General features: G+C 58.7%; 16 protein-coding genes. 15 read left to right on the forward strand and 1 reads right to left on the reverse strand.

Annotated elements, in window-relative coordinates; genetic code table 11:
- Positions 1-10: 10 nt before the first annotated feature.
- From atpH to REA38_RS15550, 15 genes are all read left to right on the forward strand, one after another.
- Positions 11-544 (forward strand): F0F1 ATP synthase subunit delta, encoded by a 534-nt coding sequence (gene atpH / locus REA38_RS15480; protein WP_033649565.1) that lies wholly within the window; start codon positions 11-13, stop codon positions 542-544.
- Positions 545-556: 12 nt separating this feature from the next.
- Positions 557-2,098, forward strand: coding sequence for a F0F1 ATP synthase subunit alpha (gene atpA / locus REA38_RS15485; RefSeq protein WP_308886183.1), 1,542 nt, complete (start codon positions 557-559; stop codon positions 2,096-2,098).
- Positions 2,099-2,157: 59 nt separating this feature from the next.
- Positions 2,158-3,021 (forward strand): F0F1 ATP synthase subunit gamma, encoded by an 864-nt coding sequence (gene atpG / locus REA38_RS15490; RefSeq protein WP_004933811.1) that lies wholly within the window; start codon positions 2,158-2,160, stop codon positions 3,019-3,021.
- A 32-nt stretch (positions 3,022-3,053) separates the two neighbouring features.
- Positions 3,054-4,436, forward strand: a complete 1,383-nt coding sequence (atpD, locus tag REA38_RS15495) for a F0F1 ATP synthase subunit beta (protein WP_004933813.1) — start codon at positions 3,054-3,056, stop codon at positions 4,434-4,436.
- A gap of 20 nt (positions 4,437-4,456) precedes the next feature.
- Entirely contained in the window at positions 4,457-4,876 is a 420-nt protein-coding gene (locus tag REA38_RS15500; RefSeq protein WP_004933814.1) for a F0F1 ATP synthase subunit epsilon, read from the forward strand.
- A 290-nt stretch (positions 4,877-5,166) separates the two neighbouring features.
- Positions 5,167-6,540 (forward strand): bifunctional UDP-N-acetylglucosamine diphosphorylase/glucosamine-1-phosphate N-acetyltransferase GlmU, encoded by a 1,374-nt coding sequence (gene glmU, locus REA38_RS15505; protein ID WP_033649564.1) that lies wholly within the window; start codon positions 5,167-5,169, stop codon positions 6,538-6,540.
- Positions 6,541-6,689: 149 nt separating this feature from the next.
- Complete coding sequence (glmS, locus tag REA38_RS15510) at positions 6,690-8,519, forward strand: glutamine--fructose-6-phosphate transaminase (isomerizing) (RefSeq protein WP_033649563.1); 1,830 nt, start codon at positions 6,690-6,692, stop codon at positions 8,517-8,519.
- A gap of 335 nt (positions 8,520-8,854) precedes the next feature.
- Entirely contained in the window at positions 8,855-9,895 is a 1,041-nt protein-coding gene (pstS, locus tag REA38_RS15515) for a phosphate ABC transporter substrate-binding protein PstS (protein ID WP_033636519.1), read from the forward strand.
- Between the two features lie 91 nt (positions 9,896-9,986).
- Entirely contained in the window at positions 9,987-10,943 is a 957-nt protein-coding gene (gene pstC / locus REA38_RS15520) for a phosphate ABC transporter permease PstC (RefSeq protein ID WP_308886185.1), read from the forward strand.
- A 1-nt stretch (position 10,944) separates the two neighbouring features.
- Positions 10,945-11,835 carry a phosphate ABC transporter permease PstA gene (gene pstA / locus REA38_RS15525; protein WP_033636520.1) on the forward strand — a complete coding sequence of 297 codons (891 nt, stop codon included), beginning with the start codon at positions 10,945-10,947 and terminating at the stop codon, positions 11,833-11,835.
- Positions 11,836-11,889: 54 nt separating this feature from the next.
- Entirely contained in the window at positions 11,890-12,660 is a 771-nt protein-coding gene (gene pstB, locus REA38_RS15530) for a phosphate ABC transporter ATP-binding protein PstB (protein ID WP_016929614.1), read from the forward strand.
- A gap of 11 nt (positions 12,661-12,671) precedes the next feature.
- A complete protein-coding gene (gene phoU, locus REA38_RS15535) occupies positions 12,672-13,406 on the forward strand; it encodes a phosphate signaling complex protein PhoU (protein ID WP_033636521.1) in 735 nt (244 codons plus the stop codon).
- 168 nt (positions 13,407-13,574) lie between these two features.
- On the forward strand, positions 13,575-14,414 hold the full coding sequence (locus REA38_RS15540; RefSeq protein WP_041037337.1) for an ABC transporter substrate-binding protein: 840 nt from the start codon (positions 13,575-13,577) through the stop codon (positions 14,412-14,414).
- 81 nt (positions 14,415-14,495) lie between these two features.
- Entirely contained in the window at positions 14,496-15,209 is a 714-nt protein-coding gene (locus REA38_RS15545) for an amino acid ABC transporter permease (RefSeq protein WP_025304748.1), read from the forward strand.
- A 1-nt stretch (position 15,210) separates the two neighbouring features.
- The gene (locus REA38_RS15550) at positions 15,211-15,951 is read left to right on the forward strand and encodes an amino acid ABC transporter permease (protein WP_004933841.1); all 741 of its coding nucleotides are present in this window, start codon (positions 15,211-15,213) and stop codon (positions 15,949-15,951) included.
- Here REA38_RS15550 and yieH read toward each other — a convergent pair.
- A complete protein-coding gene (gene yieH, locus REA38_RS15555) occupies positions 15,948-16,616 on the reverse strand; it encodes a 6-phosphogluconate phosphatase (protein WP_041037333.1) in 669 nt (222 codons plus the stop codon). The genes REA38_RS15550 and yieH overlap by 4 nt on opposite strands.
- Between the last annotated feature and the right edge of the window lie 46 nt (positions 16,617-16,662).

The following is a 16,662-nucleotide window of genomic DNA, read 5'->3' on the forward strand; positions in this document are numbered from 1 at the left end:
GGAGGGGCTGATGTCTGAATTTGTCACTGTAGCTCGCCCCTACGCCAAAGCAGCTTTTGACTTTGCCGTTGAGCACCAAAGCGTAGAGCGCTGGCAGGAAATGCTGGCGTTTGCGGCTGAAGTCACTCGCAATGAACAGATTTCTGAACTGCTGTCTGGCGCGGTCGCGCCAGAAACGCTGTCCAAGACGTTCATCGCGGTTTGTGGCGATCGGCTCGACGAACATGGCCAGAACTTTATCCGCGTAATGGCCGAAAATGGACGTTTACTGGTTCTTCCTGCCGTGCTGCAGCAGTTCATCGAACTGCGCGCCTCGCTGGAATCCACCGTCGAAGTCGAAGTGCTCTCTGCGAGCGCGCTGAGCGACGAACAGCAGGCGAAAATCGCCGCTGCGATGGAAAAACGTCTGTCACGCAAAGTTAAGCTGAATTGCAAAATTGACAAGTCTGTACTGGCCGGCATCGTTGTTCGCGCCGGCGATATGGTGATTGATGGCAGCGTTCGCGGTCGTCTTGAACGCCTGACAGACGTCTTGCAGTCTTAAGGGGACTGGAGCATGCAACTGAATTCCACCGAAATCAGCGAACTGATCAAGCAGCGCATTGCTCAGTTCAATGTAGTGAGCGAAGCTCACAATGAAGGTACTATCGTTTCCGTCAGCGACGGGATCATCCGCGTACACGGCCTGGCCGACGTTATGCAGGGCGAAATGATCGCGCTGCCTGGCAACCGTTACGCAATCGCATTGAACCTGGAGCGCGACTCCGTCGGTGCCGTGGTTATGGGTCCGTACGCGGATCTGGCCGAAGGCATGAAGGTTAAATGCACCGGCCGTATCCTGGAAGTTCCAGTCGGTCGTGGTCTGCTGGGCCGCGTAGTTAACACCCTGGGCGCGCCAATCGACGGCAAAGGCCCGATTGAGAACGACGGTTTCTCTCCGGTAGAAGCTATCGCGCCAGGCGTTATCGAGCGTCAATCCGTTGATCAGCCGGTTCAGACTGGCTACAAATCCGTTGACGCCATGATTCCAATCGGCCGTGGCCAGCGTGAGCTGGTGATCGGTGACCGTCAGACCGGTAAAACCGCGCTGGCGATCGATGCGATCATCAACCAACGCGACTCCGGCATCAAATGCGTTTACGTGGCTATCGGCCAGAAAGCGTCCACCATCGCTAACGTGGTGCGCAAACTGGAAGAGCACGGCGCACTGGCCAACACCATCGTGGTTGTGGCGACCGCTTCCGAATCCGCTGCACTGCAATACCTGGCGCCATACGCCGGTTGCGCAATGGGCGAATATTTCCGTGACCGCGGTGAAGATGCGCTGATCGTGTACGATGACCTGTCCAAACAGGCCGTTGCTTACCGCCAGATTTCCCTGCTGCTTCGTCGTCCGCCAGGTCGTGAAGCTTACCCAGGCGACGTATTCTACCTGCACTCCCGCTTGCTGGAGCGTGCAGCGCGCGTTAACGTCGAATACGTTGAAGCCTTCACCAAAGGTGAAGTTAAAGGCCAAACCGGTTCACTGACCGCTCTGCCGATCATTGAAACCCAGGCGGGTGACGTTTCCGCGTTCGTTCCGACCAACGTAATCTCGATTACCGATGGTCAGATCTTCCTGGAATCCAACCTGTTCAACTCCGGTATTCGTCCGGCAGTTAACCCGGGTATCTCCGTATCCCGTGTTGGTGGCGCCGCGCAGACCAAGATCATGAAGAAACTGTCCGGCGGTATCCGTACCGCGCTGGCGCAGTATCGTGAACTGGCTGCGTTCTCCCAGTTCGCATCCGATCTGGACGACGCGACCCGTAAACAGCTGAGCCACGGTCAGAAAGTGACCGAGCTGCTGAAACAGAAACAGTATGCGCCGATGTCGGTCGCACAACAGTCTCTGGTGCTGTTTGCCGCAGAACGCGGTTACCTGAACGACGTCGAAGTCGCCAAAGTGGTGAGCTTCGAAGCCGCGCTGGTCGCCTATGCGGACCGCGAGCACGCCGAGCTGCTGAACCACATCAACCAAACTGGCAACTTCAATGATGAGATCGAGGGCAAGTTGAAAGACATCCTCGAGACCTTCAAGAAAACCCAGTCCTGGTAACGCCGAACGGTCCTGCTGTTGAAAGACAGCAGGCCGTCTGGCACTGAGGAGAAGCAGAGATGGCCGGCGCAAAAGAGATACGTAGTAAGATCGCTAGCGTGCAAAACACGCAAAAGATCACTAAAGCGATGGAAATGGTCGCCGCCTCCAAAATGCGTAAATCGCAGGATCGCATGGCGGCCAGCCGTCCTTATGCAGAGACCATGCGCAAAGTGATTGGTCACCTTGCGTTAGGGAATCTGGAGTACAAGCACCCGTACCTGGATGAGCGTGACGTTAAGCGCGTCGGGTATCTGGTGGTGTCTACTGACCGTGGTCTCTGCGGCGGCTTGAACATCAACCTGTTCAAAAAGCTGCTGGCGGAGATGAAAGCCTGGTCCGAAAAAGGCGTCGAAACCGATTTGGCGCTGATTGGCTCTAAAGCGGCCTCTTTCTTTGGTTCCGTGGGCGGCAACGTGGTTGCCCAGGTGACCGGCATGGGGGACAAACCTTCCCTGTCGGATCTGATCGGGCCGGTGAAAGTGATGCTGCAGGCCTACGACGAAGGTCGTTTGGACAAGCTGTACATTGTCAGCAACAAATTTGTTAATACGATGTCCCAAGAGCCGCAGGTGCTTCAGCTGCTGCCGTTACCGCCAGCCGATGACGAAGAGCTGAAGAAAACGCCTTGGGATTACCTGTATGAACCCGATCCAAAAGTGCTGCTTGATACCTTGCTGCGCCGCTATGTGGAGTCGCAGGTTTATCAGGGCGTCGTGGAAAACCTGGCCAGCGAGCAGGCCGCACGAATGGTCGCGATGAAAGCCGCAACCGATAACGGCGGTAGCCTGATCAAAGAGCTGCAGTTGGTATACAACAAGGCGCGTCAGGCCAGCATCACTCAGGAACTCACCGAGATCGTTTCGGGAGCCTCCGCGGTTTAAGCTAGGTTTACGAATTACGTAGAGGATTCAAGATGGCTACTGGAAAGATTATCCAGGTAATCGGCGCCGTGGTGGACGTCGAGTTCCCTCAGGATGCCGTACCGAAAGTGTACGACGCCCTTGAGGTAGAAAACGGCACCGAAAAACTGGTGTTGGAAGTTCAGCAACAGCTGGGCGGTGGCGTGGTTCGCTGTATCGCAATGGGGACCTCCGACGGTCTGCGTCGCGGTCTGAAAGTGAACAACCTGGACCACCCGATTGAAGTGCCGGTGGGTAAAGCTACCCTGGGCCGTATCATGAACGTATTGGGTCAACCGATCGACATGAAAGGCGACATCGGCGAAGAAGAGCGTTGGGCGATTCACCGCGCGGCGCCAAGCTACGAAGAGCTGTCCAGCTCCCAGGAACTGCTGGAAACCGGTATCAAGGTAATGGACCTGATTTGTCCGTTCGCCAAGGGCGGTAAAGTCGGTCTGTTCGGCGGTGCGGGCGTGGGTAAAACCGTAAACATGATGGAGCTGATCCGTAACATCGCGATCGAGCACTCCGGTTATTCCGTGTTTGCGGGCGTGGGCGAGCGTACTCGTGAGGGTAACGACTTCTACCACGAAATGACCGACTCCAACGTTCTGGACAAAGTATCCCTGGTTTACGGCCAGATGAACGAGCCACCAGGTAACCGTCTGCGCGTTGCGCTGACCGGTCTGACCATGGCGGAGAAATTCCGTGACGAAGGCCGTGACGTTCTGCTGTTCGTTGACAACATCTACCGTTACACCCTGGCCGGTACCGAAGTGTCCGCACTTCTGGGCCGTATGCCATCCGCGGTAGGTTATCAGCCAACGCTGGCGGAAGAGATGGGCGTTCTGCAAGAACGTATCACCTCGACCAAGACCGGTTCCATCACTTCCGTACAGGCCGTTTACGTTCCTGCGGATGACTTGACTGACCCGTCACCAGCCACCACCTTTGCGCACTTGGACGCAACCGTGGTACTGAGCCGTAACATCGCTTCTCTGGGTATCTACCCGGCCGTTGACCCGCTGGATTCCACCAGCCGTCAGCTGGATCCGCTGGTTGTTGGCCAGGAGCACTACGACGTAGCGCGTGGCGTGCAGTCCATTCTGCAACGCTACCAGGAACTGAAAGATATCATCGCGATCCTGGGTATGGACGAGCTGTCTGAAGAAGACAAACTGGTCGTATCCCGTGCGCGTAAGATCCAACGCTTCCTGTCTCAGCCGTTCTTCGTGGCAGAAGTCTTCACCGGTTCTCCGGGCAAGTTCGTATCGCTGAAAGACACCATCCGTGGTTTCAAAGGCATTATGGACGGCGACTATGACCACCTGCCGGAGCAGGCGTTCTACATGGTTGGCACCATTGAAGAAGCAGTGGAAAAAGCCAAGAAACTGTAACGCCTTGAGAGGAGGGTGATATGGCTATGACTTACCATCTGGATGTAGTCAGCGCGGAAAAACAGATGTTTTCCGGCCTGGTGCAGAAGATCCAGGTGACAGGCAGCGAAGGTGAACTGGGGATCTTCCCTGGCCATGCGCCGCTGCTGACTGCCATCAAGCCTGGCATGGTGCGTATTGTTAAGCAGCACGGTGAAGAAGAGTTCATCTACCTGTCCGGCGGCATCCTCGAGGTGCAGCCGAGCGTGGTTACCGTGCTGGCGGACACTGCTATCCGTGGTACTGACCTCGACGAAGCGAGAGCGTTGGAAGCTAAGCGTAAAGCTGAAGAACACATTCGCAGCTCTCATGGCGATGTCGACTATGCTCAGGCATCCGCTGAACTGGCGAAAGCGATCGCGAAACTGCGCGTTATCGAGCTCACCAGAAAAGCGATGTAATGTTTGGGTGCAAAGCACCCAACTTTAAGAAAGCGGCCTATAGGGTCGCTTTTTTTTTACTTTAAAATAAGCATTTCAGCCCGGCGGGCGGTGTGGTGTATAACCCCTGATATCGGGAAATAAACGTCGCCGATCGCCGACAGTTTTTTCGTCCCGGCGCCGAATTGGCCACGATAGCGGCAGGCCAAGGCCCACGCGGCCTGCGCCGGGTTCGTGATGAGAAATATGTAGTAATATTGTCGCTAAACGGTTTTACTTTCGTCTATCAAAATGGAGTTATCAGGTTGCTTATGTCGAACAGCGCAATGAGCGTGGTTATCCTCGCCGCGGGCAAGGGAACACGCATGTATTCCGATCTTCCCAAGGTTTTACATCCGTTGGCCGGTAAGCCGATGGTGCAACACGTCATTGATGCCGCGATGAAACTGGGCGCGCAACATGTTCACCTGGTATACGGCCACGGCGGCGATCTGCTGAAAAGCACGTTGACTGACGGCGCGCTGAACTGGGTGCTGCAGGCCGAGCAATTGGGTACCGGCCATGCAATGCAGCAGGCCGCGCCGCACTTTGCCGACGATGAAGACGTGCTGATGCTGTACGGCGACGTGCCGTTGATCTCCGTGGATACGCTGCAACGCCTGCTGGCGGCCAAACCGCAGGGCGGTATCGGTCTGCTGACGGTCAAGCTGGACGATCCGAGCGGCTACGGCCGCATCGTGCGCGAGCAGGGCAACGTGGTGGGCATCGTCGAACACAAGGATGCCAGCGAGGCACAGCGCCAGATCAACGAGATCAATACCGGCATCCTGGTGGCGAACGGGCGCGATCTGAAGCGCTGGCTGGGGATGTTGAATAACGACAACGCACAGGGCGAGTTTTACATTACCGATATCATTGCGTTGGCCCATGCCGACGGCAAGAAAATCGAAACCGTGCACCCGTCGCGCCTGAGTGAAGTGGAAGGCGTGAACAACCGCCTGCAGCTGGCGACCCTGGAGCGCGTCTTCCAGTCGGAACAGTCTGAAAAGCTGCTGTTGGCCGGCGTGATGCTGCTGGATCCGGCGCGTTTTGACCTGCGCGGGGAACTTGTTCACGGCCGCGACATCACTATTGATGCGAATGTGATTATCGAAGGTCACGTCAAGCTGGGCGACCGGGTGAAAATCGGCGCCGGCTGCGTGCTGAAAAACTGCGTGATCGGCGATGACTGCGAGATCAGCCCTTACAGCGTGCTGGAAGACAGCGTGCTGGAAGCCGACTGCACCGTGGGGCCGTTCGCCCGCCTGCGCCCTGGCGCGGAACTGGCGGCAGGGGCCCACGTCGGCAACTTCGTGGAAATGAAAAAGGCGCGTTTGGGCAAAGGCTCCAAGGCCGGTCACCTCAGCTACCTGGGCGATGCCGAAATCGGCGATGACGTGAATATCGGCGCCGGCACCATCACCTGCAACTACGATGGCGCCAACAAGCACAAGACGCTGATCGGCGACGGCGTGTTCGTCGGTTCCGATACTCAGCTGGTGGCGCCGGTGTCGGTCGGCAAGGGTTCCACCATCGCCGCCGGCACCACGGTGACGCGCGATATCGCCGAGAACGAACTGGTGCTGAGCCGCGTCAAGCAGGTGCACATTCAGGGCTGGCAACGCCCGGTGAAGAAGAAATCATAGTGTGTTTTGCGTTGGGCTCCGTTCAGAGCCCAATACAAAACATAATAACCCCCACCATCTACAGGCTCGGGGACGCACGGTAAAACCGGCAAAAATCAGGTCAAGACATCGAAAGCGCCCATGAAGGGCGTTCATTAGGAATACAACTGATGTGTGGAATTGTAGGCGCAGTAGCGCAACGTGATATCGCAGAAATCCTGTTGGAAGGTTTACGCCGTCTCGAGTACCGCGGTTACGACTCCGCCGGTCTGGCGGTGGTCGACGAAAAAGGCAACGTCAGTCGCCTGCGTCGCGTAGGCAAGGTGCAAAAACTGGCCGAAGCGGCGGAGCAGACCGATCTGCACGGCGGTACCGGCATCGCTCACACCCGCTGGGCAACGCACGGTGAACCGACCGAAGCGAACGCGCACCCGCATGTTTCCGACTACATTACCGTGGTGCATAACGGCATCATCGAAAACCACGAACCGCTGCGCGAACTGCTGATCGAACGCGGTTACCGCTTCAGCTCCGAAACCGACACCGAAGTGATCGCGCACCTGGTGCACTGGGAACAACAACAGGGCGGCACGTTGCTGGAAGTGGTTCAGCGCGTGATCCCACAGCTGCGCGGCGCTTACGGCACCGTGGTGATGGACAGCCGCGATCCGAGCGTATTGGTCGCGGCGCGCTCCGGCAGCCCGCTGGTTATCGGCCGCGGCGTCGGGGAAAACTTTATTGCTTCCGATCAGCTGGCGCTGCTGCCGGTCACCCGCCGCTTCATCTTCCTGGAAGAAGGCGACGTGGTGGAAGTGACTCGCCGCACCGTCAACATCTTCGACAAGCAGGGCAACGCCATCGAGCGCCCTGAAATCGAATCCCAGGTGCAGTATGACGCCGGCGACAAGGGCGCTTACCGTCACTACATGCAAAAAGAGATCTACGAACAGCCGCTGGCGCTGAAAAACACCCTGGAAGGGCGTTTCAGCCATGGCCAAATCAACCTGAGCGAGCTGGGCCCGCGCGCCGACGAGCTGCTGGCCAAGGTGCAGCACGTGCAGATCATCGCCTGCGGGACTTCTTACCACTCCGGTATGGTGGCGCGCTACTGGTTTGAAGCGTTGGCCGGCGTGCCGTGCGACGTCGAGATCGCGTCCGAATTCCGTTACCGCAAATCGGCGGTGCGTCCGGGCAGCCTGATCATCACCCTGTCGCAGTCCGGCGAAACTGCCGATACGTTAGCGGCGCTGCGCTTGTCCAAAGAGCTGGGTTATCTCGGTTCGCTGGCCGTTTGTAACGTGGCCGGCTCTTCGCTGGTGCGCGAATCGGATCTGGCGTTGATGACCAAAGCGGGCACGGAAATCGGCGTGGCCTCGACCAAGGCCTTCACCACGCAGCTCACCGTGCTGTTGATGCTGGTGGCGCGTCTGGGCCGCCTGAAAGGCATGGCGGAAAGCGTGGAGCAAGAGATCGTGCATGGCCTGCAGGCGCTGCCGGCGCGTATTGAGCAGATGCTGTCGATGGATAAAGAGATCGAAGCGCTGGCGGAAGGGTTCTCCGACAAGCACCATGCGCTGTTCCTCGGCCGCGGCGATCAGTATCCAATCGCCATGGAAGGGGCGCTGAAGCTGAAAGAGATCTCCTATATTCACGCCGAAGCCTATGCGGCGGGTGAGCTGAAACACGGCCCGCTGGCGCTGATCGACGCCGATATGCCGGTGATCGTGGTGGCGCCGAACAACGAACTGCTGGAAAAGCTGAAGTCCAACATTGAAGAAGTGCGCGCGCGCGGCGGCCAGCTGTACGTGTTCGCCGATCAGGACGCCGGCTTCGTCAGCAGCGAAGGTATGACCATCATTCCTCTGCCGCACGTCGAGGAAATCGTGGCGCCGATCTTCTACACCGTGCCGTTGCAGCTGCTGTCTTACCACGTGGCGCTGATCAAAGGCACCGACGTTGACCAGCCGCGCAACCTGGCGAAGTCTGTCACCGTAGAGTAATCTGCCGCAGGTAAACTGCAAAAGCCGGCCTTTGCGCCGGCTTTTTTCATGAGCGACCTTAAAGGTGACAGCGCGACCGATTCGGCGATAAACATTGTCATATTCAAGCGGATAGGCCGCGCCAAACCGTTTTTTTATTGCACGTCAAGTGCGCTGTTTTTTGACTAATTAATTGATTTTTAAAGAAACAAACGCCTCTCTGGCGTGCTGTAATATAACTGTCATATTGCGTACATTTTTCTGTCACCAAACTGTCCTATTTTCCCTCCTGCAGCAATACTTACTCTGATTAAAACGACTCGAAGTCGATTTTAAATATCCCATTAGGAGGGATTATGAAACTGATGCGTACCACCGTCGCCAGTATTGTGGCAGCGACCTTCTCCCTGACCACCGTGTCCGCGTTCGCTGCTGCCAGCCTGACCGGTGCAGGTGCGACATTCCCCGCTCCGGTTTACGCCAAGTGGGCAGATTCTTATCAGAAAGAAACCGGCAACAAAGTTAACTATCAGGGCATCGGCTCCTCTGGCGGCGTGAAGCAAATCGTGGCCAACACCGTTGACTTTGGCGCCTCCGACGCCCCGCTGTCTGACGACAAACTGGCGGCCGACGGCCTGTTCCAGTTCCCGACCGTAATCGGCGGCGTGGTGCTGGCCGTGAATATCCCGGGCATCAAATCCGGCGAACTGACGCTGGACGGCAAAACCCTGGGCGATATCTACCTGGGCAACGTCAAAAAGTGGAACGACCCGGCAATCACCAAGCTGAACCCAGGCGTGAAACTGCCTGACCAGAACATCGCCGTGGTGCGCCGCGCCGACGGTTCCGGCACCTCGTTCGTGTTCACCAGCTACCTGTCCAAGGCCAATGCGCAGTGGAAAGAGAAAATCGGCGCCGGTTCTACCGTTAACTGGCCGACCGGTCTGGGCGGTAAAGGCAACGACGGCATCGCCGCCTTCGTTCAGCGTCTGCCTGGCTCTATCGGCTACGTAGAATACGCTTACGCCAAGCAGAACAACCTGGCTTACACCAAGCTGGTATCCGCCGACGGTAAACCGGTCAGCCCGACCGAAGAGAGCTTCAGCAACGCGGCCAAGGGCGTGGATTGGAGCAAGACCTTCGCTCAGGATCTGACTGACCAGAAAGGCGACAACGTGTGGCCAATTACATCCACCACCTTCATCCTGGTGCACAAAGAGCAGAAAAACCCTGCTCAGGGCGCCGAAGTGCTGAAGTTCTTCGACTGGGCTTACAAAACCGGTGCCAAGCAGGCTAACGAGCTGGATTACGCCACCCTGCCGGCAGAAGTGGTTGAGCAGGTGCGCGCGGCCTGGAAAACCAACGTAAAAGACAGTTCAGGCAAAGCGCTGTACTAACAACGCAGGGGCGCGGGTTCGCCGCGCCCCACACAGTTCTTCAGGCTCCGATCCCGGTTGGGGCTGCCAGGGTTCAAACAGAGAGTAATCTATGGCTGAGTACAAGCCGACCATCAAAGCACCGGGCAAAAACGGTGACATCATTTTCAGCGCGCTGGTGAGACTGGCTGCGCTGATTACCCTATTGTTGCTGGGCGGCATCATTGTTTCGCTGATCTTCGCCTCCTGGCCAAGCATGCAGAAATTCGGCTTCGCCTTCCTGTGGACCAAAGAGTGGGACGCGCCGGCGGAGCAGTTCGGCGCGCTGGTGCCGATCTACGGCACCGTGGTCACCTCGCTTATCGCGCTGATCATCGCCGTGCCGGTGAGCTTCGGCATCGCGCTGTTTCTGACCGAGCTGGCGCCGAACTGGCTGAAGCGGCCGCTGGGCATCGCCATTGAGCTGTTGGCGGCCATCCCCAGCATCGTTTACGGCATGTGGGGCCTGTTCGTGTTCGCGCCGCTGTTCGCCGAATACTTCCAGACGCCGGTCGGCGAAGTGCTGTCGGGCATTCCGATCGTCGGCGAGCTGTTCTCCGGCCCGGCCTTCGGCATCGGCATTCTGGCCGCCGGGGTGATCCTGGCGATCATGGTCATTCCTTACATCGCGGCAGTCATGCGTGACGTGTTCGAACAGACCCCGGTGATGATGAAAGAGTCGGCCTACGGCATCGGCTGCACCACCTGGGAAGTCATCTGGCGCATCGTGCTGCCGTTCACCAAAAACGGCGTCATCGGCGGCGTGATGTTGGGCCTGGGGCGTGCGCTGGGGGAAACCATGGCGGTGACCTTTATCATCGGCAACACCTACCAGCTCGACAGCGCTTCGCTGTACATGCCGGGCAACAGTATCACCTCGGCGCTGGCCAACGAATTCGCCGAAGCCGAGTCCGGCGTGCACACCGCCGCGTTGATGGAGCTGGGCCTGATTCTGTTTGTTATCACCTTTATCGTGCTGGCGCTGTCGAAACTGATGATCATGCGTCTGGCCAAGAATGAGGGGCGTTAACATGGCGACGATGGATATGCAAAACGCAGTCGTTCTGGCGGAAAGCCGCCGCAAAATGCAGGCCTGGCGCCGGCAGAAAAACCGTCTCGCGCTGTTCCTGTCGATGGCGACCATGGTGTTCGGGCTGTTCTGGCTGATCTGGATCCTGATCGCCACCGTGACCAAAGGCTTCGACGGCATGTCGCTGGCGCTGTTCACTGAAATGACCCCGCCGCCGAACACCGCGGGCGGCGGTCTGGCCAACGCCATCGCCGGCAGCGGCCTGTTGATCCTGTGGGCGACCATCTTCGGCACGCCGCTGGGCATCATGGCCGGCATCTACCTGGCGGAATACGGCCGTAAATCCTGGCTGGCGGAAGTGATCCGCTTTATCAACGACATCCTGCTGTCCGCACCGTCGATCGTGGTGGGCCTGTTCGTTTACACCATCGTGGTGGCGAAGATGGAACACTTTTCCGGCTGGGCCGGCATCGTCGCGCTGGCGCTGCTGCAGGTGCCGATCGTCATTCGCACCACCGAGAACATGCTGAAGCTGGTGCCGGATACGCTGCGCGAGGCCGCTTATGCGCTGGGCACGCCGAAATGGCGCATGATTTCCGCCATCACGCTGAAGGCGTCGGTGTCCGGCATCATCACCGGCGTGCTGCTGGCGATTGCGCGCATCGCGGGGGAAACGGCGCCGCTGCTGTTCACCTCGCTGTCGAACCAGTTCTGGAGCACCGACCTGATGCAGCCGATCGCCAACCTGCCGGTGACCATCTTCAAATTCGCCATGAGCCCGTTCGCCGAATGGCAACAGCTGGCCTGGGCCGGGGTGCTGTTGATCACCCTGTGCGTACTGTTACTGAATATCCTGGCGCGCGTGATTTTCGCCAAGAAAAAGCATTCATAAAATTTTGAGCGCCGCTTTGGCGGCGCTGATGAAAAGAGAGAAGTCTTGATGAGTATGGTTACTGACGCTTCCAGCAGCAAAATTCAGGTACGCGATCTGAACTTCTACTACGGCAAATTCCATGCGCTGAAGAACATCACGCTGGATATCGCCAAGAACAAGGTCACCGCGTTTATCGGCCCGTCCGGCTGCGGCAAATCCACCCTGCTGCGCACCTTCAACAAGATGTACCAGCTGTACCCGGAACAGCGCGCGGAAGGCGGCATCCTGCTGGACGGCCAGAACATCCTGACCGACAACTCGGATATCGCGCTGCTGCGCGCCAAGGTCGGCATGGTGTTCCAGAAGCCGACGCCGTTCCCGATGTCGATTTACGACAACATCGCCTTCGGCGTTCGCCTGTTTGAAAAGCTGTCGCGCGCCGATATGGACGAGCGCGTGCAGTGGGCGCTGACCAAGGCGGCGCTGTGGAACGAAACCAAGGACAAGCTGCACCAGAGCGGCTACAGCCTTTCCGGCGGCCAGCAGCAGCGCCTGTGCATCGCCCGCGGCATCGCCATTCGCCCGGAAGTGCTGTTGCTGGATGAGCCTTGCTCGGCGCTGGATCCGATCTCCACCGGCAAGATTGAAGAGCTGATCAGCGAGCTGAAGGCCGATTACACCGTGGTGATCGTAACCCACAATATGCAGCAGGCGGCGCGCTGCTCCGACTCCACCGCATTTATGTACCTGGGCGAGCTGATCGAGTTCAGTGATACTGATAACCTGTTCACTGCGCCGCAGAAAAAGCAGACTGAAGACTACATCACTGGCCGTTATGGTTGATAGGAAGCATCATGGATAACCTGAATTTAAACAAACACATTTCCGGCCAGTTCAACGCAGAGCTTGAGCATATCCGCACCCAGGTGCTGACCATGGGCGGGCTGGTGGAGCAGCAGCTGACCGACGCCATCACCGCGATGCACAATCAGGATGGCGAGCTGGCCAAGCGAGTTATCGAAGGCGACGCCAAGGTCAACATGATGGAAGTGGCGATCGACGAAGCCTGCGTGCGCATCATCGCCAAGCGCCAGCCGACCGCCAGCGATCTGCGCCTGGTGATGGCGATCATCAAAACCATTTCCGAGCTGGAACGCATCGGCGACGTGGCGGACAAAATCTGCCGCACCGCGCTGGAGAAGTTCTCGCACCAGCACCAGCCGCTGCTGGTCAGCCTGGAATCGCTGGGGCGCCACACCGTGCAAATGCTGCATGACGTGCTGGACGCCTTCGCGCGCATGGATCTGGACGAGGCGATCCGTATTTACCGCGAAGATAAAAAGGTCGACCAGGAATACGAAGGCATCGTGCGTCAGCTGATGACCTATATGATGGAAGACTCACGCACCATTCCGAGCGTGCTGACCGCGCTGTTCTGCGCCCGTTCTATCGAGCGTATCGGCGACCGCTGCCAGAACATCTGCGAATTTATCTTCTATTTCGTCAAAGGACAGGATTTCCGTCATTTGGGCGGCGACGCCCTGGAAAAGCTGCTCTCTCCGGGCGGTAAAGACGACAAAGCCGACTGACCCTTTCCGGGTAATATCCTTCAAAGGCGCGGTTTCCCGCGCCTTTATTCCATCTTAAGTTCTTAAAGATAAAAAGGTTATAAATATAGCTTTTTATATTATTTCCTGACCTATGTGGCGCTTGCTAGCTTATCCGCCAGCAGGACATCAACCACTTAGGAGCTCTCTATGAAACATCGCGCTTTGGCCTTAACGTTGTTAGCCAGTCTGACCGGCCTCGCCGCCGGCGCCGCGCACGCGGACAAACTTGACGATATCAAGCAAGCCGGCGTGGTGCGTATCGCGGTGTTCGACAGCAACCCGCCGTTCGGCTACATCGATCCGCAGAGCAAGAAGCTGGTGGGCTACGATGTGGACGTCGCCGATGCGATCGGCAAAGCGCTGGGGGTAAAAGTGGAGCTGCGCGCCACCAACCCGGCCAACCGCATTCCGCTGCTGGTGTCGAAGAAGGTTGACCTGATTGCCGCCAACTTCACCATTACCGACGAGCGCGCCAAGGCAGTGAACTTCAGCGTGCCGTACTTCGCCACCGGCCAGAAATTCATCGCCCGCAAAGGCGTGCTGAAAACCCCGGAAGACATCAAAAAGCTGCGCATCGGCGCGGACAAGGGCACGGTGCAGGAAATCACCCTGCGCGAGCGTTTCCCGACGGCGAAAGTGATCTCCTACGATGACACCCCGCTGGCGTTCGTGGCGCTGCGCAACGGCAACGTGCAGGCGATCACCCAGGACGACGCCAAGCTGGTCGGCCTGCTTGGCAACCTGCCGGCAGCGCAGAAGGCGGAGTTTGAAATTTCACCGTTCAGCCTGACCAAAGAGTACCAGGGCGTCGGCATTCCCAAGGGCGAAGATCGCCTGACCGCCGCGGTGAACGAGACGCTGATCAAGCTGGAAAAAGACGGCGAAGCGGTTAAGATTTACGATCGCTGGTTCGGGCCGGAAACCCAATCCGCCCAACCGCGCGGCGATTTCAAAATCGCGCCTTTGGATCAGCAACCGAAAGCCTGATTTAATCGCTCGCGGTGAGATCGGCACGGAGGGGCGCAGCTTGCTGCGCCCCTGATGCATTCTGCAAGACAAGGATTGAACATGAACCTGGACTGGCTGCTGGCGCCGCAATACCTGAGCTGGCTGTGGCACGGTTTTCTGCTGACGCTGTGGCTTTCCGCCTGCGCGGGCCTGGCGGCCACGCTGCTGGGCTTCGTACTGGCGGCGATGCGCGACAGCAGCCTGCGGCCGTTGCGTTGGCTGGCGATGGGTTACAGCTCGCTGTTTCGCAATACGCCGCTGCTGGTGCAGCTGTTCTTCTGGTACTTCGCCGCCGGGCAGATCCTGCCGTCCGCCGCCATGCAGTGGCTGAACAGCTCACATCAGGTCGGCCCGCTGGAATGGCCGTCGTTCGAGTTTCTCGCCGGTTTCTTCGGCCTGACGCTCTACTCCACCGCCTTTATCGCCGAAGAGATCCGTTCCGGCATTCGCGGCGTCGCCGGCGGGCAGAAATATGCCGCTCAGGCGCTGGGGCTGACCGGCTGGCAGGCGATGCGCTACGTGGTGCTGCCGCAGGCGTTGAAAATCGCGCTGCCGCCGCTGCTGGGGCAATACATGAACGTGATCAAAAACTCGTCGCTGACCATGGCGATCGGCGTGGCCGAACTCTCTTACGCCTCGCGTCAGGTCGAAACCGAAACCCTGCGCACCTTCCAGGCGTTCGGCGTGGCGACGGTGCTGTATATCGCCATCATCGCGCTGCTGGAAGGCTGGGGCATGTGGCGCCAACAGCGTAAACCGCTGGGAGGGCATTGAGATGGATTTCAGCGTAATTCACGATAACCTGGGCTACCTGCTGTGGGGCACCTGGCCGGATGGTCCATTAGGCGGCGCGGCACTGACGTTGGCGATCAGCCTGATGGCCGGCGTCGCCTCGGCGGTGCTCGGCACCTTGCTCGGCGTGGCGCTGGCGATGTCGCGCGGCGTCGCTGCCGGATTGCTGGCGGCGGTGCTGGGCTTTTTCCGCGCCATACCGGTCATCATGCTGATCTTCTGGACCTATTTCCTGCTGCCGATGGTGTTTGGCGTCGAGATCCCGGAAATCACCACCGTGGTGTGCGCGCTGGCGCTGATCGCCTCGGCCTATCTGGCCCATGCGGTGAAGGCCGGCATCGCCGCGATCGGCCCCGGCCAGTGGCAGGCCGGGCTTTCCCTGGGGCTGACCCGCTGGCAGACGCTGCGCATGATCGTGCTGCCGCAGGCGCTGCGCATGATGGTGCCGTCGTTCATCAACCAGTGGATATCCCTGATCAAAGACACCTCGCTGGCTTATATCGTCGGCGTTGGCGAACTGACCTTCCTGGCGACCCAGGTCAACAACCGCAGCATGGTCTATCCGATGGAAGTGTTCCTGTTCGTGGCGCTGGTCTATTTCGTGTTCTGCCTGGCGCTCGATCTGCTGGCCAACGCGGTCAACCGCCGCTTCGGCGCGCAAACTCGCGCGCTGAAGCGGTCGTGGCGCTGGTGGCGCAACAAGCCGCCGTTGCCGGCCAGTTAATCGGCCGTCAGCCGCCAGCCGCGTTCGCGCCACAGCGCGGGCAGCTGGGCCAGGTCGTTAAACGTCGTCACCAGCGGGTGGTCGATCGGCGGGTTATGCGGATCGGCGCAGAAGTAAAAGACCGGAATGCCGGCATTGATGCCGGCCTGGGCGCCGGCAGGCGAGTCATCCACCAGGATGCAGCGCGTTACCGGCACCTGCATCTGTTCGGCGGCGTGGAACACGATCGCCGGATCCGGCTTCCAGCGCTGAATGTCATAGCCGCTGAACAACCGGTCATCAAAATAAGGCAGCATGCCGGTCAGGCCGAGCGAGTGCTGCATCTTGCTGACCGGTCCGTTGGAGACGGTGCAGACAGGCACCGTCACCTGCGCCAGCAGCTCGCGGGCGCCGGCAATCTGTTGCAGTTCGCTGTCGAACAGGCGCGCCACTTCCTGCCGATACAGCGGCTCCAGCGCCTCTTTTGCCAGGTCAGTACCCTGCTCGGCGTTGACCCGATCGATGATCTCGTACAGCTTCACCCCTTTGTATTTCTTGAACACCTCTTCCAGCGACAGATGAATGCCGTAGCGGGCGAACATGTGCACATAGGCTTTGCTGCACAGCACTTCGCTGTCCACCAGCGTGCCGTCGCAGTCGAACAAAATGCAGTCAATCTGATTCATGCGGGACAGGTTCCTTCGGGTTAACGGCGCGGAGGCCGCTCAGCGA

The organism is Serratia sp. MF1(2023) (assembly GCF_030954545.1).
GTDB lineage: Bacteria > Pseudomonadota > Gammaproteobacteria > Enterobacterales > Enterobacteriaceae > Serratia > Serratia sarumanii.